The organism is Enterobacter sp. Cy-643 (genome assembly GCF_011752815.1).
GTDB lineage: Bacteria > Pseudomonadota > Gammaproteobacteria > Enterobacterales > Enterobacteriaceae > Cedecea.
In genome coordinates this window covers 46,171-58,865 of the sequence record NZ_VWWV01000010.1, presented here as the reverse complement: position 1 = coordinate 58,865, position 12,695 = coordinate 46,171, and the positions used below count along the sequence as shown (strand labels likewise).

General features: G+C 53.1%; 12 protein-coding genes. 4 read left to right on the top strand and 8 right to left on the bottom strand.

Annotated features, from left to right (window positions below; all coding sequences use genetic code 11):
• Positions 1 to 108: 108 nt before the first annotated feature.
• Complete coding sequence (gene yigL, locus F3J29_RS21785) at positions 109 to 915, bottom strand: sugar/pyridoxal phosphate phosphatase YigL (RefSeq protein ID WP_166869217.1); 807 nt, start codon at positions 913 to 915, stop codon at positions 109 to 111.
• Between the two features lie 33 nt (positions 916 to 948).
• Positions 949 to 1,941, bottom strand: a complete 993-nt coding sequence (gene pldB / locus F3J29_RS21780) for a lysophospholipase L2 (protein WP_166869215.1) — start codon at positions 1,939 to 1,941, stop codon at positions 949 to 951.
• Positions 1,942 to 2,041: 100 nt separating this feature from the next.
• On the opposite strand from pldB, the gene rhtB reads away from it, so the two are divergent.
• Positions 2,042 to 2,662, top strand: a complete 621-nt coding sequence (gene rhtB / locus F3J29_RS21775) for a homoserine/homoserine lactone efflux protein (protein WP_008455495.1) — start codon at positions 2,042 to 2,044, stop codon at positions 2,660 to 2,662.
• On the opposite strand, the gene rhtC is transcribed toward rhtB, so the two are convergent.
• The 3 genes from rhtC to pldA form a co-directional block, all read right to left on the bottom strand.
• The gene (gene rhtC, locus F3J29_RS21770; protein ID WP_166869213.1) at positions 2,663 to 3,283 is read right to left on the bottom strand and encodes a threonine export protein RhtC; all 621 of its coding nucleotides are present in this window, start codon (positions 3,281 to 3,283) and stop codon (positions 2,663 to 2,665) included.
• A gap of 64 nt (positions 3,284 to 3,347) precedes the next feature.
• Positions 3,348 to 5,177: an ATP-dependent DNA helicase RecQ gene (recQ, locus tag F3J29_RS21765; RefSeq protein ID WP_166869211.1), complete on the bottom strand. Its 1,830-nt coding sequence runs from the start codon at positions 5,175 to 5,177 to the stop codon at positions 3,348 to 3,350.
• 63 nt (positions 5,178 to 5,240) lie between these two features.
• Positions 5,241 to 6,107 carry a phospholipase A gene (gene pldA / locus F3J29_RS21760; protein ID WP_166869209.1) on the bottom strand — a complete coding sequence of 289 codons (867 nt, stop codon included), beginning with the start codon at positions 6,105 to 6,107 and terminating at the stop codon, positions 5,241 to 5,243.
• Positions 6,108 to 6,274: 167 nt separating this feature from the next.
• On the opposite strand from pldA, the gene yigI reads away from it, so the two are divergent.
• The 3 genes from yigI (at position 6,275) to F3J29_RS21745 (ending at position 9,117) form a co-directional block, all read left to right on the top strand.
• A complete protein-coding gene (gene yigI, locus F3J29_RS21755; RefSeq protein WP_008455502.1) occupies positions 6,275 to 6,745 on the top strand; it encodes an acyl-CoA thioesterase YigI in 471 nt (156 codons plus the stop codon).
• Positions 6,746 to 6,797: 52 nt separating this feature from the next.
• On the top strand, positions 6,798 to 7,691 hold the full coding sequence (gene rarD / locus F3J29_RS21750; protein ID WP_166869207.1) for an EamA family transporter RarD: 894 nt from the start codon (positions 6,798 to 6,800) through the stop codon (positions 7,689 to 7,691).
• Positions 7,692 to 7,833: 142 nt separating this feature from the next.
• Entirely contained in the window at positions 7,834 to 9,117 is a 1,284-nt protein-coding gene (locus tag F3J29_RS21745) for a hypothetical protein (RefSeq protein WP_166869205.1), read from the top strand.
• A 65-nt stretch (positions 9,118 to 9,182) separates the two neighbouring features.
• On the opposite strand, the gene corA is transcribed toward F3J29_RS21745, so the two are convergent.
• From corA to uvrD, 3 genes are all read right to left on the bottom strand, one after another.
• Positions 9,183 to 10,133, bottom strand: coding sequence for a magnesium/cobalt transporter CorA (gene corA / locus F3J29_RS21740; protein WP_166869203.1), 951 nt, complete (start codon positions 10,131 to 10,133; stop codon positions 9,183 to 9,185).
• Positions 10,134 to 10,298: 165 nt separating this feature from the next.
• A complete protein-coding gene (gene ysgD / locus F3J29_RS22890) occupies positions 10,299 to 10,355 on the bottom strand; it encodes a YsgD/CorL family protein (RefSeq protein WP_353591484.1) in 57 nt (18 codons plus the stop codon).
• 149 nt (positions 10,356 to 10,504) lie between these two features.
• Positions 10,505 to 12,667: a DNA helicase II gene (uvrD, locus tag F3J29_RS21735; protein ID WP_166869202.1), complete on the bottom strand. Its 2,163-nt coding sequence runs from the start codon at positions 12,665 to 12,667 to the stop codon at positions 10,505 to 10,507.
• Positions 12,668 to 12,695 lie beyond the last annotated feature (28 nt).

Below are 12,695 nucleotides of genomic sequence, written 5' to 3'. Positions count from 1 at the left end.
AAGCAATCCACAACGAACAAGATTGCGCCATTGTACTGAGAGGATGCTACATTGGCTTAACTATTTAGTTGACGAGTGGTCATTAATAAACCACCCATCATTTACCCATCATTCAGCCTTGAGGAACAGCCTGCGCAGATAGTGTGGCACTGCGTTGTCGCCGTTGGTGCCAATCACTTCCAGCTCCGGCAGCAGATCTTTCAGGCGCTGGTGAGCGTTGCCCATAATGCACCCTTTGCCCGCCATGCTCAGCATCTCGGCGTCGTTCATGCCGTCGCCGAAGGCAATGCAGTCCTTCAGGCCGTAACCCATGGCTTTCGAGACCGCTTCCAGCGCGTGTCCTTTGGACACACCACCCGCCATCACTTCGAGGCAGGTCAGCGTCGAGAAGCTGACGTTCACGCGGTCACCCCAGCGGGCGTTAATTGCCTGTTCCAGCGGCAGCAGCGTGTCGTGATCGTCGCAGGTAAAGAATACTTTGCTGACGCCGTCGGCTTCCAGCAGGCCTGGTTCAAACAGGGTGTAGCTGAATTTGGCCTCCTGGAAGTATTTCATCTCTTCCGGGCGATGGCGGTTCATAAACCACTCGTCGCCTTTGTAGACGTTGGTCACGATGTCCGGGTTGTTATGCACCACGCCAAACAAGTCCTGAGCGATGTCGTGGTCGAGATCGTGAGAGAAGAACAAGTTGCCGTCGGTATCGTGCACGCGCGCGCCGTTCGAGGTGATCATGTACGCCTTGATCTCAAGATTGTCGCGAATTTGCGCCACGTCGATATGGTGACGACCGGTGGCAAAAACAAAGTTAACGCCTTCAGCGGTGAGCAGTTTTAACGTTTCTTTCGCATAAGCGGAGAGGAAATGATCGGGAGACAGCAAGGTGCCATCTAAATCTGAAGCAACGACGTGGTACATAGGGATATTCAGCCTCTGGAGAGATATTTTCAATTAGTTATGCCGGTCGAAAAACTCAAGCACGGCAGACAATGCTCTGGCTCGCATAGCGTCCTTCTCAAACAGGATCTCATGATACGCGCCTTCAATGACGTAAGGTGTTTCCCCCTCACAAGGGTGGCCCGCCGCGACCATAATTTCGCAGAATTGCTGGTGCGCGCGGTTATCAACCACTCGCTCCTCTTCCGCCTGGAGTAAAAAGATCGGCGTGGTGATGGCAGTGGCTCCTGCTAACACCTTTTCTCCGGCGAGGATCCCTTCTCGTACCCAATGGAACGTTGGCCCGCCCACCCGCAATGCTGGCTCATCAGCATAAAAACGCAGGCTGCGGCGGTACCGCTCTTCGCTGTGGGTCAGGACGTTAACGCTAAACGGCAACGCACGCCAGCGGCCCGTCCCAATGGCGTATCCTTCCCGAATACGTGGATGCCCTTCGGCCCAGTCAAGAATATGGCGAACCATCCATTCCGGCCAGCGCAGAATAATACCAAACATCGGGGCGCAGAGCGCGGCCGCATCAAAAGCAGCCGGGGCTTGCTGTAACCATAACGCGGCAATGGCGCCCCCCATCGAATGGGCCAGCAGGTAGCGTTTACGCCAGTGCCCTGACGCCACTTCCTGTTGGTAAAAGTGGTCAAAATCTTCGACATAGTCACTAAAGTTGACGACGTGGCCACGGTGGCTGTCCGACAGCATCCGTCCTGAACGCCCCTGCCCGCGGTGGTCGATGATCAACACATCAAACCCGCTGTGGAACAGGTCATACGCCAGCTCAGCATATTTCACGTAGCTTTCTATTCTACCCGGGCAAACCACAATCACGCGATCGTGCTGCGCCGAGCAAAAGCGAACATAGCGAACCGGCACGTCATCCACGCCGGTGAATTCGCGCTCTTCGCGCTTACGCCAGAAGTCCGTCAGTGGACCCGTGGCAAAAGCGGCAAATGCGCCTTCCCGTTCTAACCATCCATTTTTATGCTGAGACATAGGGGTCGGCATCAGGTATCTGTGGTTTTTTTATGGCCCGTGGCACGCTTATCAACAATAGCGTATTGTGGCACAAAAGCGCGCGTTCAGGGAGTTTCGCATGACCTTCGAGTGGTGGTTTACCTATCTGCTAACCACAATAATTCTTAGCCTTTCCCCCGGCTCCGGGGCCATCAATACCATGACTACCGCTATCAGCCACGGCTATCGCGGAGCGGCAGCGTCAATTACCGGGCTGCAAACCGGGCTGGCGCTGCATATTGTACTGGTCGGCGTTGGGCTTGGGGCCCTGTTTTCACGCTCGCTGCTGGCCTTTGAAGTGCTGAAGTGGGCGGGCGTTGCCTATCTTATCTGGCTGGGCATCCAGCAATGGAGAGCCGCTGGCGCACTGGATTTAAACACGCTGGCCACCACGCAACCGCGCAGCAAACTGTTCAAGCGCGCGGTGTTTGTTAACCTGACCAACCCGAAGAGCATCGTGTTTCTGGCCGCGCTGTTCCCGCAGTTTATCGTCCCACATCAGCCCCAGGCGATGCAGTACGTTGTGCTCGGTGTTACCACAGTCGTCGTCGATATTATTGTGATGATTGGCTATGCGACCCTGGCCAAACGGATTGCCGCCTGGATTAAAGGGCCGCGCCAGATGAAAGCCCTGAACCGGGTCTTTGGCTCGCTGTTTATGCTGGTTGGCGCGCTGCTTGCGGGAGCGCGCCAGGCCTGATTATCGGGAGATGATCAGGTGAATACCAAACCCGGTGAACAGAGCGCCCGCCATACCGTCGATCCATTTGGCGAGGCGCTGATAGCCGCGACGCATTTTGGGTAAGGCGAACAGGCTCGCCACAATCGTGAACCAGGCGAAAGTTTCAATCGCGATCAGCACAAACAGGCCCCAGCGCTCAGCGCTGCCGACGTTATCGCCGACAAACAGCGAGAACACGCTGCCGAAGTAAATAATCGCTTTCGGGTTAGCCAGGTTCGTCAGCAGCCCTTTCACAAAACTCTTCCCACCGCTCGCCAGCTCGACTTTTGGCGCGTCTTCGCCTTTAGCTTCTTTCTTGAACGCGCCGCGCAGCATCTGATAGCCCATCCAGCACAGATACAGCCCGCCGCCGACCATGATGATGTTATGCAGCCAGGCCATTTTTTCGAGGATCAGGTGCAGGCCAAGCAGCGCCACACCCGCCCAAACCATAACACCAGCGGTGATACCCAGCACGCCCATCATCGCCTCTTTGCGAGAGCGGCTCACGGCTGTCTGGGAAACAAAGAAAAAGTCAGGACCCGGGCTCATCAGGGCAACGATATGCACCAGCGCCACGGTCAGAAATAGCATTAACATAGGGAATAGCTCGCGTGCAGATAATTCGAAGAGTCATTATCCTGCCACTTTTCCTCGCGGCAGGCTACTCTTCATCCACGCCGTCAACGTGGTCGCGGATAAGCGTCATAAACGGGCGACCAAAGCGCTCAAGTTTACGCGTCCCCACCCCGTTAATGCCCAGCATCTCGCCGGGAGACAGCGGCATCTGCTCCGCCATTTCAATCAGCGTCGCATCGTTAAACACCACATAAGGCGGGATATTTTCTTCATCCGCGATGGATTTGCGCAGCTTTCTGAGTTTGGCGAACAGCTTGCGATCGTAATTACCACCAAAGACTTTCTGGCTGGCGCGCGGCTTGATGGCGACAACACGGGGCACCGCCAGCATCAGCGGCTCTTCACCACGCAAGTAAGGACGTGCCGCTTCCGTGAGCTGCAGCGCCGAATGCGCGGCGATATTTTGCGTCACCACGCCGAGGTGAATGAGCTGGCGGATCACGCTGACCCAGTGTTCCGTCGTGTGCTCGCGGCCTTCACCGTAAATTTTCAGTTTGTCGTGGCCGAGATCGCGAATTCGCTGGTTGTTGGCACCCCGTAGAACCTCAACCACGTAGCCCATCCCAAAGCGCTGGCCGACGCGGTAAATGCAGGACAGCGCTTTTTGCGCGTCCATCAGGCCATCATAGCGGCGAGGTGGATCGAGGCAGATGTCGCAGTTGCCGCAGGACTGTTGGCGACCTTCGCCGAAGTAGTTCAGCAGCACGAGGCGGCGACAGGTTTGCGCTTCCGCAAACGCGCCCATGGCATTGAGCTTATGGCGCTCGATGTCCTGCAGCTGACCCGGCGCTTTTTCTTCAAGGCATTTACGCAGCCAGGCCATATCCGCCGGATCGTAAAACAGCATCGCTTCCGCAGGCAGGCCATCACGCCCGGCGCGACCCGTTTCCTGATAGTAAGATTCGATGTTGCGGGGAATATCGAAGTGGGCGACAAAACGCACATTCGGCTTGTTGATGCCCATGCCGAAAGCGACTGTCGCGACCACAATTTGCAAATCGTCACGCTGGAATTTTTCCTGCACCTCACCGCGCACCTGATGCTCCAGGCCCGCGTGATAAGCGCCGGCGCTGATGCCTTTGCTTTGCAGTCGGGCGGCAATGTCTTCCACTTTCGCCCGGCTGTTGCAGTAAATAATCCCGGACTTACCGCGCTGTTCCTGAATATAGCGGGTGAGCTGATCGAGCGGCTTAAATTTCTCCATCAGCATGTAGCGAATGTTCGGCCGGTCGAAGCTGCTGATTTGGATAAACGGATCGTGAAGCCCGAGCAGGCGCACGATATCGAGCCTGGTGGTGTCGTCCGCCGTGGCCGTTAATGCAACAAAGGGGACGGCAGGCAATCTTTCGCGAAGCTGACCAAGGGCAGCATATTCCGGGCGGAAGTCGTGCCCCCACTGCGAAATACAGTGTGCTTCGTCCACCGCCACCATCGAAAGCTGCCAGTTGCTGAGATGGTCGATGAAGTTGTCCATCATCAGGCGTTCAGGCGCGATATACAGCAGACGAATTTGCCCGGTGCGACAGCCGGTCATCACTTCCAGTTGCTGTTCACGGGTTTGGGTCGAGTTAAGGCAGGCCGCCGCCACGCCGTTAGCCAGCAGCTGATCGACCTGGTCTTTCATCAGGGAAATCAGCGGTGAGACCACTACGGTCAGGCCGCCAAACACCAGGGCAGGAATTTGATAGCACAGGGATTTACCACCGCCGGTTGGCATCACTACCAGACAGTCACGCCCCTCCAGCACCGTGTCGATGATGGTTTCCTGACCCGGACGGAACTGTTGATACCCGAAGGTATCCTGCAGAACCTGTCTCGCCAGTGACGCCTGATTGATTACTTCCGCCTGTGCCACGCTATCCCCACTACCTAAAATTCAGGCGCCATTTTCAGCGCCTGGAAGAGAAACTGCAATGCTTTAGAAAAGATCGTTTAGCATAACGCCTACGCCAACCCGTGTCTGGTTAAAGTTGTAATCGATGAGCGATTCGCCGTAGCCGCTATAGACCTGGGTATAGAAGCGAACGTTTTTCGAGATCGGGTAACTCACGCCAAATTCTGCCCCACCGTAGCCACTGTTCCAGTTGTATTGCCCCTTCACGCTGAAAATCGCATCGCCCAGCGCATAGCCCACCTTAAGCTGGTAGTAACCCATGTATTTGGTGATGTCCGGGTTATCCTCAACGCTTCCCACCACATACCAGGGTTTCACTTCCACCTGCCAGTCGCCGTTTTGTGCCATCAGGCGGGCGTACAGACGGTTCCAGCCGCGGGATGTAGGGTCAGAGCGACCGTTTGAGTCGTGGTTGTAGCCAAATTCAACGTCCCGCAATGTCCAGCCAGCGAAGGTCTCATCCGTTGCAAAGCCGAGGAATAGCTGAGGCTCATAGTTGGTTTCACGAAACGGGGAGGACTCATTGCGGTTAGACAGCTGCCACCAGGATTTCTGGGTATAGGAGGCGGCCAGCACTGAATTATCCCCCAGAATTCCGCGCCAAAGCGGGAAGGCCAGGCTGAGCTGGAACTTCACCTCGTCTTTACGCGCGTTGCTGGCCCAGTCATAAGAGCTGATTGCCTCTTTGTTCATATCGCTGGTCCAGGTATACAGCAGGTAATTCGTGTCGTACGGGTACAGCGTGAAAGGATTGTCATGTTCCTGCAGCAGATTGGCAATGATGCTGCCTCGCACCGCGGGCTTGTCGTGGATCTTATCGATGGTGGTTTCTTGTGCGAAGGCGGTCAAGGGCAGCATCGCGGCGACTCCCCACCCCAAAGGTTTCAGCATTAGTCCCGTTCTCCATAACAAAAAGTGTCTAAATATTTATCGTCAAACATTTTACAGCAGGATGGGCCAAAGCACGTCTCTGCGGTTCCGAAAGTGGAAAGCAACAATTGAGAAGCATAAACTACACACTTTGTTAACTTATTCGTTATTTGTTCGAGGAATGAACGATGTCTTCCCCCGTATTGACCACAGAAGCCGCCCTCAAGCTGGTGGGCGAAATCTTCGTGTATCACATGCCGTTTAACCGCGCGCTTGGCCTGGAGCTGGAGCGCTACGAAAAAGCGTTCGCCCAGCTGAGTTTTAATAATCAACCGATGATGGTGGGCAACTGGGCACAAAGTATTTTGCACGGCGGCGTTATTGCCTCCGCGCTGGACGTGGCGGCTGGCCTGGTCTGCGTAGGCAGTACGCTGACTCGCCACGACACCATCACCGAAGACGAGCTTCGTCAACGTCTGTCCAAAATGGGCACCATCGATTTGCGCGTGGATTATCTGCGTCCGGGCCGCGGAGAGCGCTTCACGGCCAGCAGCAGCCTGTTGCGCGCCGGTAACAAAGTTGCGGTAGCGCGAGTAGAGCTGCATAACCAGGATCAACTGCACATTGCCAGCGCAACGGCTACCTACATGGTAGGGTAAGGATGTAAACCCTGTTATTATTTGCTCACTATTTTTTTGCTGAGTTTTCTTCATGGATCCGAAACAGACACGTCAGGGGATCTTGCTTGCCCTGACGGCCTACTTTATCTGGGGCATCGCGCCGGTATATTTCAAACTGATTCACTATGTACCGGCGACAGAAATCCTGACCCACCGCGTTATCTGGTCATTCTTCTTTATGCTGGCGCTGATCACTGTCTGCCGCCAGTGGCCGCAGGTTAAACGCGCCTGCCAGAACCGTAAAAAGATCCTCGCGCTGGCGTTAAGCGCCGTGTTGATTGGCGGTAACTGGCTGCTTTATATCTGGGCGGTGAATAATCAGCACATGCTGGAAGCCAGCCTGGGTTACTTCATCAACCCGCTGGTGAACGTGCTGCTGGGAATGATCTTTTTGGGTGAACGCTTCCGGCGGATGCAGTGGCTCGCTGTCTTGCTGGCCTTCTGTGGCGTGCTGGTTCAGCTCTGGACTTTCGGTTCGCTGCCGATTATCGGCCTGGGTCTGGCCTTCAGCTTCGCTTTCTATGGCCTGATCCGCAAAAAGATTGCCGTCGATGCCCAAACCGGGATGCTTTTTGAAACGCTATGGCTATTGCCGATCGCGGGCATTTACCTGTTCGGCATCGCCGACAGTGCCACCAGCCATATGGGAATGAACCCGTGGACGCTGAACCTGATGCTTATCGCCGCCGGGGTGATCACCACGGTGCCGTTGCTTTGCTTTACTGCCGCCGCGACCCGCTTACGCCTTTCGACGCTGGGCTTCTTCCAGTATCTGGGGCCGACGCTGATGTTCCTGCTGGCGGTGACGTTCTACGGCGAAGTGGTAACTGAAGATAAGCTGATTACTTTTGGCTTTATCTGGGCGGCGCTGGCGCTGTTTATTGCCGATGCGATTTATACCCAGCGGCGTCTGCGTAAGGTATAAAATACGCTAACCGTTATAAGTTTAATTTTTTGAGTAATGTGCCTGTGAAGCAACAGGCACAAATCAATATACGGAGTAGTGACGAAGAATTATTCATGATAATGTAAAAAATTAATGGATTAATAATATTTAAGGACAATAAATGTTTTCATCATCGAGTGATTTTTATATATTCCTTGCAATTATAGCAATTATCTACACAACTCCTTTTATTTATACACTAATCACTATTTATGGTATCTTTAAGAAAAAAGAACAAATTATATTCATCAAAATAATATTATCTGTCAATGTATTGGTAATAGTTAACATACTCTATTATTTTTTCTCACCAAATAGTTTACCCTATAGCTCCCATACGATTTTTTTTATCACCATGAGTCTGATAACTTTCCTTCCAGCCTCTTTGTCCTTGTTAATTAACCTACCCAAAAAAGTTGGCATTTATACGTACATAATACTGTTTAGCTTATCACTTTGTGTATATAATTTTTATTGCTTTTCAGAAAAATTAAAGCAAGATCACCGCGCAATGATTTTTTCTGCGTTGGAACAAGGGAATATAAAAAAACTTCAGCAAGTATTTAATGATGAATGCTCAAATAATAGTATCACTTTTGATTATCTAAACGAAATGGCTGAGGTTGAAACTTATCCTGCAAAATCGTTTGCCTTTATGCTGGACTGTATGGCTGGAAGCACCGAGACGGAACATGTCCCATTTCAGTTTATAATCTTTTACAAAAACGCATTACTTCGTGAAAATACAAACGCAGCACTATTAAACCTACTCTACGCTGATTATTATCATAAACTCAATGAAAGTGATAAAAATAATCTTGTAGAAGAAATCACTTCCGAAATAAACAACCGCTATTCAGCTAAAAATACATGGCTCGTAGAGCGCCTTAACTTCCTTATCAAAAAACATCCAGAACTAGCTAACTATATAAAAATAGATGAGCAAGATATCATAAACGCAATAGATTACGGCAATATAACCTTTATTAATTACGCCCTCCCATATCATTCTACTAAAAATGAAAATCTGCTTTTGGCAACAAGTGTCTTAAGCCATGCAGATGAAAAAATCATGAAAAAGATTGAGGAAAATAAAAACTTTCTAAATATCGAGCTGTTGAGCTCAGATCATCACGTTTGGAGGAACAGTAAAATAGATCTATTAAGCTATATATTCAGATATGGCTCAGAAAATTTAATCATCTGGTTACTCGCCCGAGGGATGGATGACACGGCCACATTTGATTATCAGGAGAGTTATGTCAACTCTACTAATGATCAAAAGGAATATTCTTGTAGAAATTACCTGATGGATCACATCCGTGACAATCCCGAAATAAGTCGTGAAAATAAATGGTCAATTCGCACAGTACTAAAGCTGAGAAGCAACTGCCCATCAAGATAATCGCAAAGACAAGATAATAAATGCTATCGACAGATGCGGCTTTCAGGACGAAAGCCGCAACCGGTTTAAAGCCAGTTCTTACGCTTAAAGTAGAGATAGGGCGCTAAGCCAGCGAGCATCATAAAGATAATCGCGCCGGGGTAGCCAAAGCTCCACTTCAGCTCAGGCATGAACTCGAAGTTCATCCCGTAGCTGGATGCCACCAGCGTTGGCGGCAGGAAGACAACCGAAACCACCGAGAAGATCTTGATGATGCGGTTCTGCTCGATGTTGATAAAGCCCATCGCCGCCTGCATCAGGAAGTTCACCTTCTGGAACAGAGATTCGTTATGCGGCAGCAGGGATTCGATATCTCGCAGGATTTCGCGAGCCTGCTCCAGCTGGCTGCCCGGCAAACGTGCCTTACGCACCAGGAAATTCAGCGCGCGCTGGGTATCCATCAGGCACAGACGAACCTTCCAGCCGATATCTTCCAGCTCCGCCAGCGTCGAAAGCGCGGCGTCATATTCATCGCCCTGATGCCCTTCCATGATCACGCGGCTGAGCTGCTCCAGGTCGCTATAAATGTTTTCGATTTCATCCGCCAGCTGTTCGATTTTGGTTTCAAACAGATCCAGCAGCAGCTCCCACGCGTTGCCGTCCGCCATGGACTGATTGCGGGCGCGCATGCGGTAAAGGCGAAACGCCGGTAGCTCACGTTCACGCAGCGTGTACAGGCGGCCTTCACGAATGGTAAAAGCGACCGTGCTGTTACCGGCGTGGTCATCGGCATCTTCAAAGAAGAAAAAGGAGTGGATGTGAAGGCCGTCTTCGTCCTCAAAAAAACGCGCGGACGCTTCGATGTCTTCCAGCTCTGGTCGGGTTGCCAGGCTTTGGCCAAGTTCCGTTTGCACTCGCTCTCGCTCGCTCTCTTCCGGCTCGACGAGATCGACCCATACCGAATTGGCAAGGGTATCCGTTTCCTCCAGCTCAATGCGGGCAAGGCGATTATTTTCCAGTTGAAATGCGCTCAGCATGACCGGGACTCCCAATGCAAAAAAAGATCAGGGACAATTCGGTTGGCACACAGACAGAAACAATAGAGGTTTCAGACCATTAAACAGTCTGACTCAAGGGGCGACGGAATGAAAATACATGAGGTCGCTGACAACCACGAAGGCTATCAGCATCAGAGGATAGCCTTAGAAGTTGTACCTGGATGACAGGTTATTGAGCCAGCATCTACTGGGTGTGTCCAAGGCGAGTGTCCTCTTAGCGTATTCGTGCGCGCATGTTACGCCACCGCTAATATGGCGTCAACACGCAACGGGACACGGCTGAACAAGTTCATGCCAGTGACATATTAAGGGTAGCCCACGCACAAAAAATTGTAATTAATTTCTGTAGGTTACACGGTTTCCAGACGTGCATACGCGGCAACCAACCACTTGATTCCCTGCCCCTGGAACGCCACCTGCAGGCGGCTATGCTCCCCGCTGCCTTCCAGGTTCACAATGGTGCCTTCACCGAATTTAGGATGGCGTACGCGCTGCCCCAGGCTGAAGCCAGAATCGTTCTGCGCAATCGGCGTGCCCATACGCTGATGGCTGACCGGACGGCTAATACTTGCGCGCAGGCGAACCTCTTCCACGCAGTTTTCAGGCAGCTCACCGATAAAGCGCGACGGGCGATGGTAGGCTTCTTTACCGTACAGGCGGCGCGTTTCCGCATAGGTCAGCGTTAGCTTTTGCATTGCGCGGGTTACGCCCACGTAGGCCAGACGGCGCTCTTCTTCCAGGCGCCCACCTTCGTCCAGGGACATCTGGCTCGGGAACATGCCTTCTTCCATTCCCACAATAAACACCTGCGGGAATTCCAGGCCTTTGGCCGAGTGCAGCGTCATGAGTTGCACCGCATCCTGCCAGGTATCCGCCTGGCCTTCCCCCGCTTCCAGCGCGGCGTGGGAGAGAAATGCCTGCAGCGGCATCAAATCTTCGTCTTCGTCGTTGTAGCTGAACTGCCGCGTGGCCGTCACCAGCTCTTCTAAGTTCTCAATTCGGGTCTGGCCTTTCTCGCCTTTTTCCTGCTCATACATAATGAACAGGCCGGAATCTTTAATCACCCGATCCGTCTGGACATGCAGCGGCATATCCGCCGTTTCATGGGCGAGCGCATCAATCAGCTCCATAAAGCGCTGCAGCGCGGACGCCGCACGACCGGCCAGCGCTTTTTCCTGCAGCAGCAGGCGGCAGGATTGCCATAACGTTAGCTGCTGGTCGCGCGCGGTCTGTCGCACAACGTCGAGCGTGCGGTCACCAATGCCGCGGGTGGGCGTATTTACCACGCGTTCAAAAGCCGCATCGTCGTTGCGGTTGGCAATCAGCCGCAGATAGGAGAGTGCGTCTTTGATTTCCTGACGTTCGAAGAAGCGCATCCCGCCGTAAATACGGTACGGCATACTGCCCTGCAGCAGCGCCTCTTCCAGCACGCGCGACTGGGCGTTACTGCGGTACAGAATGGCGCATTGCTCCAGCGCACCGCCGTTTTCCTGCCAGGTTTTAATGCGGTTAACCACGAAACGGGCTTCGTCCAGCTCGTTGAAGGCGCAGTAAATCGAGATTGGTTCGCCGTCGCTGCCGTCGGTCCACAGCTCTTTGCCAAGGCGGCCAGAGTTATTGGCGATCAGGGCGTTGGCCGCGTTCAGAATGTTGTTCGTCGAGCGGTAGTTCTGCTCCAGACGGATAGTTTGTGCGCCCTGAAAGTCATTCAGGAAGCGCTGGATATTTTCAACCTGCGCCCCGCGCCAGCCGTAGATCGACTGATCGTCATCGCCCACGATCATCACTTTGCCCGTGTCCCCAGCCAGCAGGCGGATCCACGCATACTGAATGCTGTTGGTATCCTGGAATTCGTCCACCAGGATGTTGGTAAAGCGCTCGCGGTAATGATTCAGGATATGCGGCTTGTTCAGCCACAGTTCGTGGGCACGTAGCAACAGCTCGGCAAAGTCTACCAGCCCGGCGCGGTCACAGGCTTCCTGATAGGCCTGGTAAACCTTCTGCCAGGTTTGCTCCACCGGGTTGCCGTAGCTTTCAACGTGATGCGGACGCAGACCTTCGTCTTTTTTGCCATTGATGTACCACATCGCCTGGCGCGGCGGCCACTGCTTCTCATCCAGGTTCATTGCCTTAATCAGGCGCTTCAGCAGGCGAAGCTGATCTTCACTGTCGAGGATTTGAAAATCCTGAGGCAGGTTGGCATCCATATGGTGCGCGCGCAGCAGGCGATGTGCCAGGCCGTGGAAGGTGCCCACCCACATACCGCCCTGGCTGGTGCCCATCAGTTGGCCAATACGGTGGCGCATTTCCGCCGCCGCTTTGTTGGTAAAGGTCACCGCCATGATGGAGTACGGCGAACAGTTTTCAACCGTCATCAGCCACGCAATGCGGTGCACAAGCACACGTGTCTTACCACTGCCCGCCCCGGCCAGCACCAGCATATTGCTGCGCGTGGCGGCAACCGCTTCGCGCTGTTTGTCGTTGAGGCTGTCGAGCAGGTAAGAAACGTCCATTGGCACCGCCGAAAAAGAGAAAGAGTTG

What these genes read in the sequence shown, in the direction of transcription:
- uvrD (WP_166869202.1), bottom strand. Translation starts at nt 12,667, where the DNA reads ATGGACGTTTCTTACCTGCTCGACAGCCTCAACGACAAACAGCGCGAA.
- yigL (WP_166869217.1), bottom strand. Translation starts at nt 915, where the DNA reads ATGTACCACGTCGTTGCTTCAGATTTAGATGGCACCTTGCTGTCTCCC.
- rhtB (WP_008455495.1), top strand. Translation starts at nt 2,042, where the DNA reads ATGACCTTCGAGTGGTGGTTTACCTATCTGCTAACCACAATAATTCTT.
- corA (WP_166869203.1), bottom strand. Translation starts at nt 10,133, where the DNA reads ATGCTGAGCGCATTTCAACTGGAAAATAATCGCCTTGCCCGCATTGAG.
- F3J29_RS21745 (WP_166869205.1), top strand. Translation starts at nt 7,834, where the DNA reads ATGTTTTCATCATCGAGTGATTTTTATATATTCCTTGCAATTATAGCA.
- rhtC (WP_166869213.1), bottom strand. Translation starts at nt 3,283, where the DNA reads ATGTTAATGCTATTTCTGACCGTGGCGCTGGTGCATATCGTTGCCCTG.
- yigI (WP_008455502.1), top strand. Translation starts at nt 6,275, where the DNA reads ATGTCTTCCCCCGTATTGACCACAGAAGCCGCCCTCAAGCTGGTGGGC.
- pldA (WP_166869209.1), bottom strand. Translation starts at nt 6,107, where the DNA reads ATGCTGAAACCTTTGGGGTGGGGAGTCGCCGCGATGCTGCCCTTGACC.
- rarD (WP_166869207.1), top strand. Translation starts at nt 6,798, where the DNA reads ATGGATCCGAAACAGACACGTCAGGGGATCTTGCTTGCCCTGACGGCC.
- pldB (WP_166869215.1), bottom strand. Translation starts at nt 1,941, where the DNA reads ATGTCTCAGCATAAAAATGGATGGTTAGAACGGGAAGGCGCATTTGCC.